At 71.1% G+C, this 19,222-nt stretch carries 15 protein-coding genes; all 15 read left to right on the top strand.

The genetic code is table 11. The annotated features are described in order from the left end of the window. Positions 1-2: 2 nt before the first annotated feature. From asnB to rfbC, 15 genes are read left to right on the top strand one after another with little or no spacing between them, the layout of a single operon-like run. The gene (asnB, locus tag AC07DC_RS04150; RefSeq protein ID WP_478911613.1) at positions 3-1,928 is read left to right on the top strand and encodes an asparagine synthase (glutamine-hydrolyzing); all 1,926 of its coding nucleotides are present in this window, start codon (positions 3-5) and stop codon (positions 1,926-1,928) included. A gap of 25 nt (positions 1,929-1,953) precedes the next feature. Further along, positions 1,954-4,134, top strand: coding sequence for a bi-domain-containing oxidoreductase (locus AC07DC_RS04145; protein ID WP_478911611.1), 2,181 nt, complete (start codon positions 1,954-1,956; stop codon positions 4,132-4,134). Then, on the top strand, positions 4,131-6,113 hold the full coding sequence (locus tag AC07DC_RS04140) for a heparinase II/III family protein (protein WP_478911609.1): 1,983 nt from the start codon (positions 4,131-4,133) through the stop codon (positions 6,111-6,113). The genes AC07DC_RS04145 and AC07DC_RS04140 overlap by 4 nt, the downstream gene beginning before the upstream one ends. Next, positions 6,107-7,639, top strand: a complete 1,533-nt coding sequence (locus AC07DC_RS04135) for a right-handed parallel beta-helix repeat-containing protein (RefSeq protein ID WP_478911608.1) — start codon at positions 6,107-6,109, stop codon at positions 7,637-7,639. The genes AC07DC_RS04140 and AC07DC_RS04135 overlap by 7 nt, the downstream gene beginning before the upstream one ends. A 1-nt stretch (position 7,640) precedes the next feature. Further along, positions 7,641-8,882 carry an O-antigen ligase domain-containing protein gene (locus AC07DC_RS04130; protein WP_478911606.1) on the top strand — a complete coding sequence of 414 codons (1,242 nt, stop codon included), beginning with the start codon at positions 7,641-7,643 and terminating at the stop codon, positions 8,880-8,882. Between the two features lie 2 nt (positions 8,883-8,884). Then, the gene (locus tag AC07DC_RS04125; RefSeq protein ID WP_478911605.1) at positions 8,885-10,156 is read left to right on the top strand and encodes a glycosyltransferase; all 1,272 of its coding nucleotides are present in this window, start codon (positions 8,885-8,887) and stop codon (positions 10,154-10,156) included. Next, complete coding sequence (locus tag AC07DC_RS04120; RefSeq protein ID WP_478911604.1) at positions 10,157-11,401, top strand: class I SAM-dependent methyltransferase; 1,245 nt, start codon at positions 10,157-10,159, stop codon at positions 11,399-11,401. After that, positions 11,398-12,228: a sugar phosphate nucleotidyltransferase gene (locus tag AC07DC_RS04115; RefSeq protein WP_478911602.1), complete on the top strand. Its 831-nt coding sequence runs from the start codon at positions 11,398-11,400 to the stop codon at positions 12,226-12,228. Before AC07DC_RS04120 ends, AC07DC_RS04115 begins: the two co-directional genes overlap by 4 nt. Then, entirely contained in the window at positions 12,225-12,872 is a 648-nt protein-coding gene (locus AC07DC_RS04110; protein ID WP_478911600.1) for a PIG-L deacetylase family protein, read from the top strand. The genes AC07DC_RS04115 and AC07DC_RS04110 overlap by 4 nt, the downstream gene beginning before the upstream one ends. A 3-nt stretch (positions 12,873-12,875) precedes the next feature. Next, positions 12,876-13,901 (top strand): NAD-dependent epimerase/dehydratase family protein, encoded by a 1,026-nt coding sequence (locus AC07DC_RS04105; protein ID WP_478911598.1) that lies wholly within the window; start codon positions 12,876-12,878, stop codon positions 13,899-13,901. Next, positions 13,898-15,172 carry a DUF4910 domain-containing protein gene (locus AC07DC_RS04100; protein ID WP_478911597.1) on the top strand — a complete coding sequence of 425 codons (1,275 nt, stop codon included), beginning with the start codon at positions 13,898-13,900 and terminating at the stop codon, positions 15,170-15,172. Before AC07DC_RS04105 ends, AC07DC_RS04100 begins: the two co-directional genes overlap by 4 nt. Positions 15,173-15,177: 5 nt before the next feature. Then, the gene (locus AC07DC_RS04095; RefSeq protein WP_478912602.1) at positions 15,178-16,488 is read left to right on the top strand and encodes a hypothetical protein; all 1,311 of its coding nucleotides are present in this window, start codon (positions 15,178-15,180) and stop codon (positions 16,486-16,488) included. Beyond that, positions 16,485-17,432, top strand: coding sequence for a glycosyltransferase family 2 protein (locus AC07DC_RS04090; RefSeq protein ID WP_478911596.1), 948 nt, complete (start codon positions 16,485-16,487; stop codon positions 17,430-17,432). Before AC07DC_RS04095 ends, AC07DC_RS04090 begins: the two co-directional genes overlap by 4 nt. Beyond that, the gene (locus AC07DC_RS04085) at positions 17,429-18,670 is read left to right on the top strand and encodes a polysaccharide pyruvyl transferase family protein (protein WP_478911594.1); all 1,242 of its coding nucleotides are present in this window, start codon (positions 17,429-17,431) and stop codon (positions 18,668-18,670) included. The genes AC07DC_RS04090 and AC07DC_RS04085 overlap by 4 nt, the downstream gene beginning before the upstream one ends. Further along, positions 18,667-19,218 carry a dTDP-4-dehydrorhamnose 3,5-epimerase gene (gene rfbC / locus AC07DC_RS04080; RefSeq protein WP_478911592.1) on the top strand — a complete coding sequence of 184 codons (552 nt, stop codon included), beginning with the start codon at positions 18,667-18,669 and terminating at the stop codon, positions 19,216-19,218. Before AC07DC_RS04085 ends, rfbC begins: the two co-directional genes overlap by 4 nt. Positions 19,219-19,222: the final 4 nt, after the last annotated feature.

Below are 19,222 nucleotides of genomic sequence, written 5' to 3'. Positions count from 1 at the left end.
ACATGTGCGGCATAGCAGGCACGTACCGATGGCCGGACGGGAAGGTCGTGACCGACCGGCTCACCGATACCCTCGCCCACCGCGGTCCTGACGGGGCGGGCCGGTACGGCCACCCCGTCGGTGACGGCGAAGTGCACCTGGGGCACCGCCGGCTGGCCATTATCGACCTGTCCGAGACCGGCGCCCAGCCGATGGTCTCGGACGGCCTCGTCCTGACGTACAACGGCGAGCTGTACAACGCGCCCGAGCTGCGCGGCGAACTGGCAGCCGCCGGGGTGCGCTTCCGCGGTACCTCCGACACCGAGGTGCTGCTTGAGGCCTGGCGGCGCTGGGGCACGGACTGCCTGCCCCGGCTGCGCGGCATGTTCGCGTTCGGGATCTTCGACGAGCGAACCGGTGAACTGGTGCTGGCCCGCGACCAGTTGGGCATCAAGCCGCTGTTCCTGCTCCGGCGCGGTGCGGGCCTGGTGTTCGCCTCCGAGCTCAAGGCGCTCGCCGCCGCCACCGGCGATTCGCTGCAGGTGGACGATGCGGCGCTGGTGGCCTCGCTGCTGTACTACTGGGTGCCGGACTCACGGTGCGCGTTCCGCGAAGTGGAGAAGCTGCCGCCGGGGAGCTGGCTGAGGTGCCGGCCCGACGGCCGGGTGGAGCGCGGCCGGTACTGGAACCTGCGGGACGTCGCCGCCGAGGGCCGGGAGCGGGCCCGGAGCGGCGAGCGGCCGGATATCGCTGCCGTCGTCGAGGAGTCGACTCGACGCCACCTGCTCTCCGACGTACCCGTGGCGACCTTCCTCTCCGGCGGTCTCGACTCCAGCTACCTGACCGCCCTGGCGGCCCGCGACCAACCCGGGATCTCCGCCTACACGATCGGGTTCCGCGCCGAGGACGCCAAGTTCGAGGCGATGCCGGACGACCTTCGCTATGCCCGGCAGGTGGCCGAGCGGTTCGGCGTCGACCTGCACGAGATCGAGATCGCTCCGAACGTGCTGGACCTGCTGCCGCAGATGACGTACCACCTGGACGAGCCGATCGGCGACCCCGCCGCGATCAACACGTTCCTGATCTGCGAGGCCGCCCGGGAGGCCGGGGTCAAGGTGATGCTCTCGGGGATGGGTGCCGACGAGCTGTTCGCCGGGTACCGCAAGCACCTGGCCAACCTGCTCGCGCTGCGCTACCAGCGCGTCCCGCGGCCCCTGCGGCGCGGCCTGTCCAGGGCCGTGGACCGGCTGCCGGTCGCCACGGCCCGCCGGGGGTACCGGTCGGTGCGCTTCGCGAAGCGGTTCCTTTCCTTCGCCGATCTGCCGGAGGAGACCGCGTTCCGGCGCAGCTACACCATGTACGACCGGGACGAACTGCTCGCCCTGGTCAATCCGGACCTGGCCGGGACGGTCGACGACGTGCTGACCGAGCACGCGGACATCTACCAGGACAACGAACTCGACGACTTCGTCAACCGCATGTGCCTGGGCGACGCCCGGATGTTCCTGCCGGGCCTGAACCTCGCCTATACGGACCGCTCCAGCATGGCCGCGTCGACCGAGGTGCGGGTGCCGTACGTGGACGTCGAGGTGGTCAAGGCGGCGTTCGCCGTGCCCGGCGATCGCAAGATCGTCGGACGGCAGGGCAAGGCTGTCCTCAAGGAGGCGGCCACCTCGATCCTGCCCCGGGAGATCGCATACCGGCCCAAGGGCCTGTTCAGCGCCCCGCTGCGGGCCTGGATGAGCCGGGATCTGGCACCGCTGGTGCGCGAGGTGGTGAACGACGGCGTGCTCGTCAGTTCCGGGATCCTGCGCCGCGACGCGCTGGCGCGGATGGTCGCCGCGGACGCCGCCGGGCAGCGGGATTTCTCCAAGCATCTGTGGCATGTGCTGACCCTTGAGTACTGGTATCGCGGCGCGACCTCCGGCTCCGGCCGGACCCACCCCTGACAGCGTAGAAACAAGAGGAGTTCGGGTGAAGCAGGTTGTGCAGAACTACAAGAGCGGCGAGTTGGCGCTGCTCGACGTACCGGTGCCGGGGTGCAAGCCGGGCGGTGTGCTGGTCCGCAGCGCTTACTCGCTGATATCCACCGGGACCGAGCTGATGAAGGTGTCCGAGGCCGGCCTGTCGATGGTGGGCAAGGCCCGCTCCCGTCCCGACCAGGTGGCCAAGGTGATGCAGAGCGTGGCCACCAACGGGGTGCCCGCCACCTACCGCAAGGTGATGGGCAAGCTGGACTCCTACACACCGTTGGGCTACTCGCTGTGCGGGGTGGTCGAGGAGGTCGGCACCGGGATCGACGATGTGAAGGTCGGCGACCTCGTGGCCTGCGCCGGCAATGAGCACGCGCTGCACGCCGAGCTGAACTGGGTGCCGAAGAACCTCTACGCCCGGGTGCCGGACGGCCTCGCGCCGCGGCACGCGGCCTTCGGCACCGTCGGGTCGATCGCGATGCAGGGCGTCCGCCGCGGCGAGCCACAGCTCGGCGACGTGGCGCTGGTCATCGGCCTCGGGCTGATCGGGCAGCTGGTGGTGCAGTTGCTCACCGCCTCGGGAGTCCGCGTCGTCGGCGTCGACCCCGACCCGGTGCGCTGCGAGCTCGCCGAGCGCCTGGGCGCCGCGGCCTGCGGCGATCCCTCGTCCGCGGCCGTGGAAGCCGCCGTCGCCGAGCTCACCGACGGGCACGGCGTGGACCAGGTGTACCTGGCCGCCGGCGGCGGTACCAACCAACCCGTCGAGTTGGCCGCCCGGTTGAGCCGGGACCGCGGCCGGGTCGTCGACATCGGCAAGTGCCGCCTGGACCTGCCGTGGAACGCGTACTACGAGAAAGAGCTCGACGTCCGGTTCTCCCGCAGTTACGGCCCCGGGCGCTACGACCCGGAGTACGAGCTGGAGGGGCGCGACTACCCGATCGGCTACGTGCGCTGGACCGAGCGCCGCAACCTGGCGTCTTTCCTCGATCTCCTTGCCCGCGGCCGCATCGACGTGGAGCCCCTGGTCTCCCACATCTCCGACTTCGATGACGCCGTCGAGACGTACCAGCGTCTGAAGGACGGCGACCTGAAGGCCGTGGCCGTGCTGTTCCGGTACCCCGAACAGAAGGAGGAAGCGCAGGCCCCGGCGGTGACCGTGCCCGCGGTGCGACGCAGCGACAAGGCGCCCACCACGGCCGGGTCACCCAAGGCGCAGGTGCGCCTTGCGTTCGTCGGCGCGGGAAACTACGCGACGTCGATGCTGCTGCCGCACCTGGCACAGCGCGACGGCGTCGAGTTGTCCACGGTCGTCACCACGACGGCGCTGTCCGCGGCCAACGCGCAGCGGAAGTTCGGCTTCGCCGAGGCGACCACCGATCTCGACGCCGTGCTCGGCGACCCGTCCATCGACGCGGTGTTCGTGGTCACCCGGCACAGCTCGCACGCCGAACTGACCCGAAGGGCACTGCTGGCAGGCAAGGCGGTGTTCGTCGAGAAGCCCCTGGCCCTCACCGAGGACGAGCTGGCAGGCGTGCTCGCGGCGGTGGAGGAATCCGGCAACGACCGGCTGCAGGTGGGCTTCAACCGCCGGTTCGCGCCGCTGCTGCAGGAGGCCAGCAATCGGTTCGGCGCCAGGACCGGTCCTGCGAGCCTCCGCTACCTGGTCAACGCAGGTCGGCTGCAGCACGGCAGCTGGTACCTCCAACAGGGCGCCGAGGGCTCGCGGTTCGCCGGTGAGGGCGGGCATTTCATCGACACGGCGAGCTGGCTGCTCGCGGCCGACCCGGTCTCGGTGTACGCGGTCGCCACGTCCGGCAACGAGGACCTGCAGGTCGTGCTGCGCTACCCGGACGGGTCCACCGCCACCATCAGCTACATCACCACCGGCCCGCCCGGCTTCCCCAAGGAGACGCTGGACCTGATCGCGGACGGCAAGGTGCTGCGGCTCGACGACTTCGTCCGTGCCTCGGTATACGGCCGTAAGCGGTGGGTCAGTTCGCGGCTGCCCAAGGCCCGGGACAAGGGCCAGTCCGCCGAGCTGGCCGCGTTCATCAAGGCCGTGCGGACCGGCGGGCCGATGCCGGTGCCGCTGGAGTCGCTGGTCGCCACCACGGCGGCCACCCTCGCCGTGCGCGCCAGCCTGGTCGGCGGCGCGCCGGTGACGTTGACGAGGGCCCGATGACCATGAGCGCGGGCTGGTACCTGCGGCGGTTGTCCCGGATGGGACCGCGAGAGGTCGGCGGCCGGGCGGGCGACGCGGTGCGCAGGCGGCGGTGGCGGTCGGCGCTGCCGGACTGCCCGAGCGTGACCGGCGCCCGGTTCACCGCGGTACTGCCCGCCGGGACGATCGCCGCAGTGCCACCGGACGCCGCGAAACGTCTCATCGCCGAGGCGGACCGGCTGATGGACGGGCACGCCGAGTACTTCGGGGTGGACCGCGACGACCTGGCCGACCCGGACTGGTCGTACGACCCGAAGACCGGGCGACGGGCTCCGTCCGGTTACGCCTTCGACGTGCCGTACCGGAACGAGGACGCGGTCGGGGACATCAAGCAGATCTGGGAGCTGTCCCGGCACCAGTACCTCACCGTGCTCGCCGCCGCCTACGCGATCACCGGGAACGAGCGGTACGCCGAGCGAGTGGCCGAGCACCTGCGGTCCTGGTGGACGGCCAACCCACCGCTGCGTGGCGTGCACTGGATCAGCGGCATCGAGCTGGGGATCCGGCTGTTGTCCTGGGTGTGGATCCGCCGGCTGCTCGACGGCTGGCCGGGCGCGGCCGGTCTTTTCGAGCGCAACCCGGTTGCGCTGAACCAGATATGGCACCACCAGCGCTGGCTGGCCGCCTTCCCCAGCCGGGGGTCCTCGGCGAACAACCACGTCATCGCCGAGACCGCCGGGCAGCTCGCCGGGGCCTGCGCATTCGGGTGGTTCCCCTCATCGGCGCGCTGGCGAGCCGACGCGCTGCGGTCGCTGGAGCGGCAGCTGCGAAGCAACACCTTCCCCTCCGGCCTCAACCGCGAGTTGGCCACCGAGTATCACGGACTCGTCCTTGAACTCGGCCTGGCCGCGGTGGCCGAGGCGGATGCCGCCGACGTGCCGGTCCCCGCGTCGATCCGGCTGGTGCTGCTGCGGATGACCGACGCGCTCGCGGCCGTCGTGGACGGCCGGCTGCGGCCGCCGCGCCAGGGGGACGCGGACGACGGGCACGGTCTGGTCGTGGACGGCGCGGGCACCGACCGCTGGGCCTCGCTCCTTGCCACCGGGGACGCCGTGTTCGGCCGACTCGACTGGTGGCCGACGGTGTCCGACACCGATGTGCGCACCCGGCTCCTTGCCGCGCTCATCCGGCCGTACGCGGAAGAGGGAACCGCACCGGCCGTGACCCGCCCTCCAAGCCGACCGGCCCACTTCGCCGACGCGGGGCTCACCATCCTGCGCGGTCCGGAGGAGATCTGGTGCCGCTGCGACGGCGGTCCGCACGGGTTCCTGTCCATCGCCGCGCATGGCCACGCGGACGCGCTGTCCGTGGAGGTCCGGCACGACGGGGTCGACGTGCTCGCCGACCCGGGGACGTACTGCTACCACGGACAGCCCCAGTGGCGGCAGTACTTCCGGTCGACCCTCGGCCACAACACCCTGCAACTGGACGGCGGTGACCAGTCCGTCTCCGGCGGGCCGTTCCTGTGGACCCGGCATGCCCGCAGCCGCGTCCTTGTCGCGGACACATCCAGCGAAGGTGTGGCCCGCTGGAGCGCCGAGCACGACGGTTACCAGCGCTCCGTGCACCGCCGCCGGGTGGAACTGACCGCCGCAACCAAGGAGTTGCGGGTGGTTGACGAGGTGCGCGGCCCGCGCCGGGCCGTGCGCCTGGCGTTCCACCTCGGCCCGGCGATCGCCGCGGACCTGGTGGGGAACCGGGCCGTGCTCACCTGGACCGGGGACGGCGAGGACCGCTCCGCGGTGCTCGACCTGCCCGGGCAGCTGAGTTGGCGGGCGCATCGCGGCGAGAGCGACCCGCCGCTGGGCTGGTACTCCGCCGGCTTCGGGCGCAAGGAACCCACCACCACGCTGGTCGGCACCGGCTTCGCCGACGGCACCGCGCTGTTGGAGGAGTTCACCACCGTACTCACGTTCCGCGGGCGGGAGAACGCGTGGTGATCAAGAGGCGGCACCGGGCGCTGTCGACGGCGCCGCTGGTACTGGTCCTGCTGGCGGCGACGGGCTGTGAGAGCACGCCGGGCGCGCGGCCGGAGCCGGCCGCCGCGCCATCCACGTCGGTGGCCCAACCCGTGACCCAGGTGTGCGCCAAGCCCCCGGCCGGGCCGGCGGAGGCGCCGGCGGGCGCGGTCGCGGTCGACCCCGCAGTGGTCGGTGACCTGGCTGCGAAGACCAAAAGCAGCCCCCCGAACACCACGTTCTGGCTTCGGCCGGGGACGCACAAGCTCGACCCGGACCGCTACGCCCAGGTCGTCCCCAAGCAGGGGAACCGCTACCTCGGTGCGCCGGGCGCGGTGCTCGACGGCCGCAAGACCAACCAGTACGCGTTCAGCGGTACCGCCGGCAACGTCACCGTTCAATACCTGACCGTGCAGAATTTCGTCGCGCCGCCGGATGAGGGCGTGGTCAACCACGACTCGGCCGACGGATGGCTGATCGAGCACTCGACCATCCAGTACAACTCCGGCGCCGGGCTGATGGCCGGTGCCCGCCAGCAGGTCCGCGCCAACTGCCTGCGCAACAACGGGCAGTACGGAATGAACGCGTACAAGTCCGGTGGCTCCATCAGCGGCCTGGTGGTCGAGGGCAACGAGATCGTCGGCAACAACACCGGCGACTGGGAGCGGCGGAAGGAAGGCTGCGGCTGCACCGGAGGCATCAAGTTCTGGGCCGTCAACGGCGCCGACATACGCGGCAACTGGGTGCACGACAACCGCGGACCCGGGTTGTGGGCGGACACCAACAACAACGACTTCCGCATCGAGGACAACGTGCTGGAGGCCAACGACGGTGCCGCGCTGATCTACGAGACCAGCTACAACGCGGTCATCCGGAAGAACACGATCCGGCGGAACAACTGGGTCGAGGGCCGCAAGTACGCCGACCGCGGCGACACCTTCCCGTTCGCGACCGTCTACGTGTCCGAGTCCGGCGGCGAACCACGGGTCCGAGCCCGTACGGACAAGATCGAGATCTACCAGAACGTGCTGGAGAACAACTGGTCCGGGATCACCCTGTGGGAAAACGCTGACCGGTTCTGCAACAGCCCGGCCAACACCTCGTCCGGTGACTGCACGTTGCTGGTGAAGAAAACCGACCTCTGCGCACGGCCGGCGATCGCCACCGCACCGCTCTACGCCGACTGCCGGTGGAAGACCCAGCGGGTGGACATCCACGAGAACCGCTTCGTGCTGGACACGTCCGTCGTCCAGTGCACGGTGAAGTGCGACCGCATGGCGGTTCTCGCCAACTACGGCACCTATCCGGACTGGTCGCCGTACCAGGGCGAACGGGTCGCCGAGGCGATCACCGGCAAGCAGAACAACCGCTGGCACGACAACGTCTACATCGGACCGTGGAAGTTCGTCGCCCACGACCCGAGCCGGGTGCTCGACTTCGGGCAGTGGCAGGGCACGCCGTACCAGCAGGACACGGGCAGCACCCTCCGCGCACAGGGCGGTGGTTGAGATGAGCCCGGACCACACAGAGCACACGTCGAAGATCGTCGGGACGGTCTGGGGGCTGCTGATCCTCAACACGCTCGGCTCCACCGGGGCGAAGACCATCATCCCGCTGCCCCGCTCCCTCATCCAGATGGTCACCATGGGCGCGCTGGTCGCCGCGTTCGCGCTGGCGCTCGCAGGTAATCTCCAGTTGCGCATCCGGCCCAGCGCCTTCGTGTTCCTGCTCACCCTGCTCCTTGTGCCGAGCATGATCTCCAGCGCGAGCCTGGAGTCCGGGTCGGGCGCGCTGTTCCGCTGCGCCCGGCTTGCTCTGTTCATCGGCACGCTGTGGCTGCTCAGCCGCTGGTGGGACGGCGGCCTGACGTTCGTACGGCACCACATCCGGATCTACTTCGCGGTGCTCGGGTCGGTGGCCGTCGGCCTGGTCGCCTCACCGGGAGCGGCCATGCCCGGGCTCTACGGCGGGCGGCTTGTCGGCGCGTTGTGGCCGCTCACCCCGCCGCAGATCGGACAGTACGCCGCAGTGATCATCGGGCTCACCGTGCTGCTCGTACTGGGGCACCGGATCGACAGGGGCAGCGCGGCGGTAGTCATCGTGCCGTCACTCATCCTGCTCGCGCTGACCCATACCCGGACGGCCACGCTCGGCCTGCTCATCGGGCTGGTGCTGGCGATCGGCTCGCTCGTCCTGACCAGCGCTGCCGCCCGCCGGTTCTTCGGCTGGACGGTGGTGATCGCCACGGTGACCGCGGTGGGGTTCAGCTCCGCGCTGCAGGCGTGGTTCCTGCGCGGACAGGACAAGGAGAACTTCTCCAACCTCACCGGTCGGGCCAAGGTCTGGGACGCCCTGCTGGCAGCCCCCCGGACGAGCTCGGAGCAGTGGTTCGGCATGGGCCTGGGCGACAAGTCGTTCGGCGGCCTGCCGATCGACAACAGCTGGCTGGCCGTTTACAACGAGCAGGGTCTGACCGGCGTCGCCCTGGTAGCGGCGATCATCATCGTGCTCGGCGGCGTCGCGTTGCTGCGGCCACCGTCGCTGTCGAGGGCCTGCGCGATCTTCCTGATCAGCTACTGCGCGATCGCGTCGTACACCGAGGCCGGGCTTGGCGACGCCTCGCCGTATCTGCTGCATCTGGCCGTGGCCGCCTCGCTGCTTGCGGCACCTGCCGCGGTCACTCCCCGCTCCACGCCCCAAGTCCCTCGACGGCACATACCGCGATGGGCCCAGAGATCGGAGGTGATCTGAGCATGCATGTCCTCGTGTTGCACAACCGCTACGCCTCGGCGCAGCCGAGCGGCGAGAACAAGGTCGTTGACCAGGAGGTGGCTCTGCTGCGCGAGGCCGGCCACCGGGTCGAGGTGTTCGAGCGGCGCAGCGACGACATCGCCACCCTGTCCCTGCTCGCCAAGGTCGCCCTGCCGCTGCTCGTGCCGTGGAACCCGGCGGTCCGCTCGGAGCTCGCCGCCCGGCTTCGCACCTCACGCCCTGACGTGGTGCACGTCCACAACGTCTTCCCGCTCCTGTCGCCCGCGGTGCTTGCCGCCTGCGCCGACGCCGGTGTGCCCGTCGTCGCCACGCTGCACAACTACACCCAGGTCTGCCCGCCCGGCACGCTGCAGCGGGACGGCCGGCCGTGCACCGAGTGCGTCGGGTCGGCGCCGCTGCCCGCCGTACGGCACGGCTGCTACCGGAACTCCCGGCTTGCGACGGTGCCGCTCGCGGTCAGCCTCTCGGTCAACCGGCGGCGGTGGTGGTCCGGCGTGGAGCGGTTCTTCTGCATCTCCGCTGCGCAGCGCGATGTCCTGGTGCGGGCCGGCATGCCGGCCGAACGGCTGGCGGTGAAGCACAACTTCGTGCCGGACCCGGACGCCCGCCGAGCGGGCGACGGCGAGCATCTGCTCTATCTCGGGCGGCTCGCGGAGGCCAAGGGCGTGCGGCTGCTCATGGCCGCGTGGGACGAGATCGCCGCCGGCGGCGGTGTGGGCGTGCCGCTCGTGGTCGCCGGCACGGGGCCGCTGGAGCCAGAGGTGACCGCCTGGGCGGCGGGCCGGGACGACGTGCGGTACGTCGGCCTGTATGACGCGGAGGAGTGCCGGCAGGCCATCGCGCGTTCGGTCGCCGTGGTGGCTCCCTCGACGTGGCTGGAAGCGTTCGGCCTGGTGGTCGTGGAGGCGATGGCGGCCGGGGTCCCGGCCGTCGCCGCCGGTCACGGCGCCTTCGTCGAACTCGTCGAGGACGGGGTGACCGGGCTGCTGCACCGGCCGGGCGAGCCCGCCTCGCTCGCGTCCTGCATACGCCGGATCGCGGCCGAGCCGGCCCGCAACCAGGAGATGGGCCAGGCGGCCCGGCGCCGTTACGAGCAGGGCTTCAGCCCGGCCGTCGGTCTCGAGCGCCTGGTGGAGGAGTACCGATCCGCGATCGCGGATCGGTCCGTCGGCGGGGACAGCGCGCCGCCGGCAGGGAACGGAAACGCTGGCTCGCGGCGGGGTACCCGCGCGAGCAGGGATGGGGGGAAGTAGATGACACGATGCCGACTCTGCGGCTCGGCGGCGCTGGGGAGCGTCGTCGATCTGGGGGCGACCCCGCCGTGCGAGAGCTTTCTCGCCGCGGACCAACTGGACCTGCCGGAGCCTGCGTACCCGCTGCATCTGCGGGTCTGCACCGACTGCTGGCTCGCGCAGATCCCTCCGCTGATCACGCCGGAGGAGACGTTCAAGGAGTACGCGTACTTCTCCTCGTACTCGACCTCCTGGGTGGAGCACGCGCGCACGTTCGTCGCGGATGCCGTGCAGCGGGTGGGTCTCGGGTCCTCGGAAGAGGAAGCCTTCGTGGTCGAGGTCGCGAGCAACGACGGGTACCTGCTGCGGCATGTGGTGGACCGGGGGATCCGCTGCCTCGGCATCGAGCCGTCGGTGAACGTCGGCGCCGTGGCGCGGGACGCGGGTGTGCCCACGCTCACGGAGTTCCTGAGCCCGGAGACCGGCGCGGCGGTCCGCGCCGAGCACGGCCCGGCGAACCTGGTCGTGGCCAACAACGTGTACGCGCACATCCCCGACGTGGTCGGGTTCACCCAGGGGCTGCGCGCCCTGGTCGCCGACGACGGCTGGGTCTCCATCGAGGTGCAGCACCTGCTGACCCTGATCGAGGAGAACCAGTACGACACGATCTACCACGAGCACTTCCAGTACTACACGGTCGCATCCGCGGCCAGGGCGCTGGCCAGCGGCGGACTCGCGCTCGTGGACGTCGAGTTGCTGCCCACGCACGGCGGCTCCATCCGGCTGTGGGCCCGGCCCACCGAGGTAGCCGGCGAGCCGACACAGCAGGTGGCCGATGTACTGGACCGGGAGAAGGCCGCCGGGCTGCAGGAGCTGTCCGGGTACACCGAGTTCTCCGCCCGGGTGGCCAAGGTGCGCCGGGACCTCCTGAAGTTCCTCATCGAGGCCGCCGAGCGCGGCGAGACGGTCGTCGGCTACGGCGCCCCGGGCAAGGGCAACACCCTGCTCAACCACTGCGGCATCCGGCCCGACCTGCTCCCGTACACGGTCGACCGCAACCCCTACAAGCACGGCAGGTTCACCCCGGGCACCCGCATCCCGATCCTGCCGCCCGAGCAGATAGCCACCGACCGACCCGACTACGTACTCGTCCTCCCCTGGAACCTGCGGGCCGAGCTGGTCGAGCAACTGTCCTTCGTGCACGCCTGGGGCGGCCGGCTGGTCTTTCCCATCCCGGAACTGAGCATTGTCGAGGCCAAGTCATGAAGGTCGTACTGTTCTGCGGCGGCTATGGGATGCGGATGCGCAACGGAACCTCCGACGACGTCCCCAAGCCGATGGCGATGGTCGGCCCGCGACCGCTGATCTGGCACGTCATGCGCTACTACGCGCACTTCGGGCACACGGAGTTCATCCTGTGCCTCGGGTACGGGGCGCACCACATCAAGGACTTCTTCCTCAACTACGAGGAGACGACGTCCAACGACTTCGTGCTGCGGGGCGGGCGGACCGAGCTGCTGTCCACCGACATCTCGGACTGGACGATCACGTTCGCGCAGACCGGCATCGAGTCGCCGATCGGGGAGCGGCTGCGCCGGGTGCGGCACCACCTGGGCGGCGACGAGATGTTCCTCGCCAACTACGCCGACGTGCTCACCGACGCCCCGCTGCCGGAGATGATCGACCGGTTCGCCCGGCGCGACGCCGGTGCGTCGATGATGGTGGTGCCGCCGCAATCATCGTTCCACTGCGTGGAGTTGGGCGAGGACGGCCTGGTGGGGGGCATCACCGCGGTGAGTGAACTGCCGCTCTGGGAGAACGGCGGCTACTTCGTGCTCCGCCAGGAGGTCTTCGACCACATACCGGAGAACGGGGACCTGGTCGCCGACGGATGTGCCCAACTGGCCAAGCGCGGCCGGCTGGTGGCGCACCAGCACCGCGGCTTCTGGAAGCCGACCGACACCGTGAAGGAGCGGGCCGCGCTCGACGACGCCTACACCCGGGGCGACCGCCCGTGGGCCGTGTGGGAACAAGGCGGCGCGGGGGCGAGCACGACCGGCAGCAGGGACGGCGCCGGGGCGAGGACCGCGTGATCCGGCTCGGGGCCGGGGGCCTGGACCGGATCGTCGCGGTGGGCGCGCACTGCGACGACATCGCCATCGGCGCCGGAGGCACGCTGCTGACGATGTGCCTCGCGCGGCCGGGTATCCGTATCGACGCGCTGGTGCTCTCCGGCGGTGGCGGCGCTCGGGAGCAGGAGGAGCAGGCCGCGCTCGCCGCCTTCTGCCCGGGCGCCGAACTGAGGCTGACCGTGCTCAAGTTGCCGGACGGCCGGCTGCCCGTGCACTGGGACGAGGCCAAGGCCGCGGTCGAGGAGCTGCGCGCGGGGACCGAGCCGGATCTGGTGCTCGCGCCGCGTACCGATGACGCGCACCAGGATCACCGCGGCCTGGCGAAGCTGATACCCACCGCATTCCGCGACCACCTCGTGCTCGGCTACGAGATCGTCAAGTGGGACGGCGATCTCGGTCGTCCGGCGGCGTACCAGCCGCTGTCGCCGGAGATCGCCGAACAGAAGGTGCGGCTGTTGCAGGAGCACTACCCCTCCCAACGGCACCGGCCCTGGTTCGACCGGGAGGCCTTCATCGGTCTCGCGCGGATCCGCGGCATCGAATGCCATGCGCGCTACGCCGAGGCGTTCGCCGTCACCAAACTCACGCTCAATCTGGAGGGATGAACCTTGCGCGTACTACTGACCGGCCACCAGGGCTACCTGGGCACCGTGATGGCCCCGGTCCTCAGCTCCGCCGGACACGAGGTCGTCGGGCTTGACGCCGGTCTGTTCGCGGACTGCGTGCTCGGCCCGCCGCCCGCGGACCCGCCGGGGCACCGGGTGGACCTGCGCGACGTCACGGCCGACCACGTGGCCGGGGTGGACGCCGTGATCCACCTGGCCGCGCTCTCCAACGACCCGCTGGGATCGCTGGCGCCCGACCTCACCTACGACATCAACCACCGCGCCTCCGTACGGCTGGCCCGGCTGGCCCGCGACGCCGGGGTGCGGCGCTTCCTGTACGCGTCGACCTGCTCCGTCTACGGTGCCGCGGGCGGTGACGACCTGGTGGCCGAGGACGCCCCGCTGCGCCCGGTGACGCCGTACGCGGAGTCCAAGGTGCGAGTGGAGGACGACCTGCACGCCCTGGCCGACGGCGACTTCAGCCCGGTGTTCATGCGCAACGCGACCGCCTTCGGCTTCTCACCCCGGCTGCGCGCCGACATCGTGCTGAACAACCTGGTGGGTCACGCTCTCCTGTCCGGCGAGGTCCTTGTGCTCTCCGACGGCACCCCCTGGCGCCCGCTGGTGCACGCCGCCGACATCGCACGGGCCTTCGAGGCCGCGCTGACCGCGCCGCGGGAAGCGGTGCACGACCGGGCGTTCAACATCGGCAGCGAGGTCAACAACGTCACGGTCGCCGAGATCGCCGAGCAGGTCGCCGAGGCGGTGTCCGGCTCGAAGGTGAAGATCACCGGGGAGAACGGCGCCGACCCGCGGTCGTACCGCGTGGACTTCTCCCGGTTCCGCACGGCAATACCCGGCTTCGACTGCGAGTGGACGGTGAAGCAAGGCGCGCTCGAACTCGCCGATGCCTACCGGAGGTTCGGGATGACCCGGGAGGACTTCGAGCGACGCTTCACCCGGCTTGCCGTGCTGCGCGCGGCGTCCGACGCCGGTGCCGTCGACGACACTCTGCGGTGGCGCGGATGACCACGGCCGGCGAGGAAATGCACGCGCTGGTGGAGCGGTTGTACCCGCTGTGCCGCAGCATCACCGGCGACGGTGTGCGCGCCACCCTGGAGATCGTCGGCGAGTACGTCCCGGTCCAGGTGCACGAAGTGCCGACCGGGACGCAAGTGCTCGACTGGACGGTGCCGCAGGAGTGGAACATCCGGGACGCGTACATCGCCGACACCGCAGGCAACCGGGTCGTCGACTTCGCCGCGTCCAGCCTGCACGTGCTCGGCTACAGCGTGCCGGTGTCGGCGACCATGCCGCTGGCCGAGCTGCGCGAACACCTGCACACCCTGCCGGACCACCCGAACTGGGTGCCGTACCGCACCAGTTACTACAAGCCCGAATGGGGGTTCTGCCTGGCCCAGGAGACCTTGGACGCGCTGCCTGACGGCGAGTACGAGGTGCGCGTCGACTCCACGCTCGCGGACGGCCACCTGACCTACGCCGAGCACGTGGTCCCCGGGCAGGTCGCCGACGAGGTGATCGTCTCCTGCCACGTCTGCCACCCGTCGCTGGCCAACGACAACCTGGCCGGCATCGCGGTGGCGACGTTCCTGGCCCGCGCGCTGGCGCAGGAGACGCCGTACTACACCTACCGGTTCATCTACGCGCCCGGCACCATCGGGGCGATCACCTGGCTGGCCCGCAACGCGGAGCGGGTGGAACGGGTCAAGCACGGCCTCGTGCTGGCCTGCGCCGGGGACCCGGGACAGTTGACGTACAAGAAGAGCAGGCGCGGTGACGCGGAGATCGACCGGGTGATGCGGCACGTGCTGGCCGCGTCCGAACGCCCGCACCACGTCAACGAGTTCACCCCGTACGGCTACGACGAGCGGCAGTACTGCTCGCCCGGGTTCAATCTCGGCGTGGGCTCGCTCAGCCGGACCCCGTACGCCGGCTACCCCGAGTACCACACCTCGGCGGACAACCTGGACTTCGTCTCCCCGGAAGCGATGGCGGACACGCTCGCCGTCTGCCGCGAGGCGTTCTCCGTGCTTGACCGCAACCGGCGGTACCTCAACCTCAGCCCCTACGGCGAACCACAGCTGGGCCGGCGCGGGTTGTACGACGCGCTCGGTGGCCGCAGCGACACCAAGCAGGCCCAGATGGCCATGCTCTGGGTGCTCAACCTCTCCGACGGCGAGCACAGTCTGCTGGACGTAGCCGAGCGGTCCGGGCTGCCGTTCGACACCGTGGCCGCCGCCGCCGACGCCCTGTGCGGCGCCGAACTGATCAAGGCATGAAGCCGATGACCACCGAGGGGGAGAAGACGGCGGCACCGGCTGCCCCGGCCGGACCCGCCCGGCAGACCGCCAAGCGGGCCATGGTCGGCCGGCTGTCCTGGGGACTGGCCGACCAGGCGGCCTCCAGCGTGAGCAACTTCGCGGTGGGCATCTACGTGGCCCGCTCGCTGGGGGTGACCGCGTTCGGCGTGTTCAGCCTGGCCTGGGTGACCTACGGTGTGGTGCTCAACGTCTCCCGCGGCCTTGCCACCGACCCGCTGGTGGTGCGCTTCAGCGGCGCGCCGGACACGTCCTGGCGCGGGGCGGTGGGCCAGTCGACGGGTACCGCACTCGGCGTCGGTACGGCCATCGGCGCGGCGTGTCTGGTGGCCGGGCTCGGCCTCGGCGGCCGCCTGGGGCCCGCGTTCGCCGCCCTTGGTGTCATGTTGCCGGGGCTGCTGCTCCAGGACGCCTGGCGGTTCTCGTTCTTCGCCGCCGGCGCCGGGCGGAAGGCGTTCGTCAACGACGTCGTGTGGGGTGTCGCGCTCGTTCCGGCCCTGGTGGTGGCGGCCCGGGTGGGCAGCGTGGCCGCCTTCGTGCTCGCCTGGGGTGCGTCCGCCACGGTGGCGGCGGGGTACGGCTACATCCAGTCCGGCATCCGGCCCCGGATGACCGAGGTACGCGGGTGGCTTCGCGAGCAGCGCGACCTCGGCTACCGGTACCTGGTCGAGAACGTCAGCCTCAGTGGCGCGAGCCAGCTGCGGGCGTACGGGCTCGGCGCGATCGTCGGGGTGAGCGCGGTGGGGGCGGTGCGGGGCGCCGAACTCCTGCTCGGCCCGTTCCTCGCCGTGCTGATGGGGCTGTCTCTGGTCACCGTCCCGGAAGCGGCACGGGTGCTGCGGCAGGCCCCGCACCGGCTCGGCAGGTTCTGCCTCCTGCTGGGCGGGGGGCAGGCCGTCGGCGCGCTGCTCTGGGGCACGGCGCTGCTGATGATGCCCGGGCGGCTCGGTGAGCTGGTGCTCGGCGACGTCTGGCACTCCGCCTCGGAGCTCATCGTGCCGATCACCCTCGGCGTCGCGGGCGCGGGCCTCGGCACCGGCGCGGCGGCCGGGCTGCGCGCGCTCGGCGCGGCTCGGCGCAGCCTGCGTTGCCAGCTGTTCGCCTCCGCCTGCTATGTCAGCGGCGGGCTCGGCGGGGCGGCCGCCGCCGGCACGGTCGGCTCGGCCTGGGGAGTCGCCGCCGCAACCATCAGCGGCTCGGCCGTCTGGTGGCTGCAACTGCGGTCCGCCCTGCGCGAAGGCCACCGCAATCCCATCCCCGAAGTGAGGACCTCATGACCGCCCACCCCAGGCTGAGCATCGGCCTGCCCGTGTACAACGGCGAGGAGTACCTGGCCGAGTCGCTCGACGCCCTGCTCGGCCAGACCTACGAGGACTTCGAGCTGGTCATCTCCGACAATGCCTCGACCGACGGGACTCAGGACATCTGCCGCAAGTACACCGTGCAGGACTCGCGCATCCGGTACCTCCGGCTGCCCCGGAACATCGGCGCCACGCCGAACCACAACCATGCGTTCGCCGAGTCCCGCGGCGAGCTGTTCAAGTGGGCCTCGCACGACGACCTGTACGGCCGCGACCTGCTGCGGCGTTGCGTGGAGGCGTTGGACGAGCGGCCGGACGTGATCCTCGCGCACACCGGCCAGGCGGTCATCGACGGCGGCGGCCAGGTGACGGTCCCGTACGAGTACACGCTCGCCACCGACTCGCCGCACCCGCCGGAGCGCTTCCGCAGCATGCTGTTCGAGCCCGGCGGTGACGACTTCTACGGGGTGATCCGGGCCGACGCGCTGCGCCGGGTGAAACCGATGGACAGCTACCACCACGCGGACCGCACGTACGTCGCCGAGATCGCCCTGCACGGGCGCTTCCACCAGGTGCCGGAACTCCTGTACTTCCGCCGTGACCACCCCAACCGCGCCGAGCGGGCCAATCCGTCCAAGCGCTCCCGGTGTGTCAATCTTGACCCGCGCCGGGCGGGCCTGCTGCACCCGACGCCCCGGCTGCTCGCCGAGTACGTCTGGGGCTTTGCCTCGGCGATCCGGCGGGCGCCGCTGTCCCCGGCCGACCGGCGCGCATGCTATCGCCACCTGGCCGCATGGATGACCAGCCGGGTCCGGCCGGGCGCCGGCGAGCGGGTCGAGGACCGCGCCCCGATCGACCCGGCCCTGCTCACGGTCTCCGTCGACGCCCTCGTCGCCGGCCGTGAGGGGAGGCAGGCATGACGCCCGGTGACGAAACTCCGGTGCGCGTCGGGGTGTTCGGCCTGCTCGGCTCCGGCAACCTCGGCAACGACGGATCGCTCGAAGCCGTGCTCGGGTACCTCCGCACCGAGCACCCGGAGGCGGTTGTGGACGCGCTGTGCGGCGGACCCGAGGCTGTGACGACGCGGTTCGGGATCCCCGCGACGCGGCTGCACTGGTACCGAGGGGAGTACCGGACCGCGTCGCGTGCGGGCGCCGTCGCGGCGAAGGGTCTGGGCAAACTCGTCGATGTCTTCCGCACCGCTGCCTGGGTGCGCCGGCACGACGTGGTGATCGTGCCGGGCATGGGCGTCCTGGAGGCCACGCTGCCCCTGCGGCCGTGGGGCTTTCCGTACTCGCTGTTCCTGCTCTGCGCGAGCGGCCGACTGTTCGGCACCCGGGTCGCGCTGGTCAGCGTCGGCGCCGCGGCGATCGGCAACCGGCCGACCCGGCTCCTGGTCCGCTGGTCGGCGCGGCTGGCCGCATACCGGTCGTACCGGGACGCGCAGTCCCGCGACGCGATGCGGGCGATGGGCGTTGACACCGCGCGCGACAAGGTCTACCCGGACCTCGCGTTCGCCCTGCCGACGCTGCGGGCGAGCGCGCCCTCGGACCCGTCGGCCCCGCCGGGGCCGGTCTGCGTCGGCGTCATGGACTTCCACGGCGGCAACGACGATCGCGCCCGAGCCGATGAGATATACCGGCGCTACCTCGACGGGACGATCCGGTTCGTCCGCACGCTGGTCGAGGAGGGCAGGCCGGTCCGGCTGCTCACCGGCGACCAGTGCGATGCGTCGGTGGTCGCCGCGATCCTCGACGCGGTGGACTCACTGCTGGTCACCGCTGCCGAGCCGTCCTCACTGGCCGACCTGATGAAGGAGATGGCGGCTGCCGACACCGTGGTGGCGATCCGGTACCACAACCTGATCTGCGCGCTGAAGACCGGTACGCCGGTGCTCGCTCTCTCCTACGCGGCGAAGAGCGACGCGCTCATGGCGGAGATGGGCCTTGGCGCGTTCTGCCACCCGGCGCGCGAGGTCGACGCCGACCGGCTGCTCGAGCAGTTCCGTGCGCTGGAGAAGCGTTCGGCCGAGCTGCGGCAGACCCTCACCGAGCGGAACCTGGCCGCCGCCCGGCAACTCGAGCACCAGTTCAACTCCTTGACCGCGGCCCTGTTCCCTGCGGCAGACCACGCCCACACCTCGAGGAAGGCTCCATGAAAGCGACCGAAGTCCCGGAGATCACCGGCGCGTACCTCTTCGAGCCGACGCCGTACGCCGACGAGCGCGGCCTCTTCTGCCGTACCTTCGACGCCGACGTGGTCCGCTCGGTGGGCCTCGACCCGGACGCCTTCGTCCAGGACAGCCTGTCCCGCTCGGTCCGGGGCGTGCTGCGCGGCCTGCACCTGCGCTCCGGCGCCGGCGAGGCCAAGCTGGTGCGGTGCTCGTACGGGAGGATCTTCGACGTCGTCGTGGACCTGCGGCCCGACTCGCCGACCTACCGCAACCGGGCCTTCTTCGAGCTGTCCGGCGAGACGCAGGTGACCTTGTACATCCCGGCGGGGTGCGCGCACGGCTTCCAGGCGCTGACCGAGACCGCCGACACCTCCTACCGGATCGACCGCCCGCACGATCCGGCCGAGGACGTGACGATCGTCTTCGACGACCCGGAGCTCGCCATTCCCTGGCCGCTGCCGGTCACATTGATGTCCCAGCGGGACCGGGAGGCGCCGAGCCTCGCCGAGGCCCTGAAGCGGAAAGAGAGCTGAAGTC

The organism is Streptomyces sp. NPDC045021, from assembly GCF_056432645.1.
This window is presented reverse-complemented; position numbering and strand designations above follow the sequence as displayed.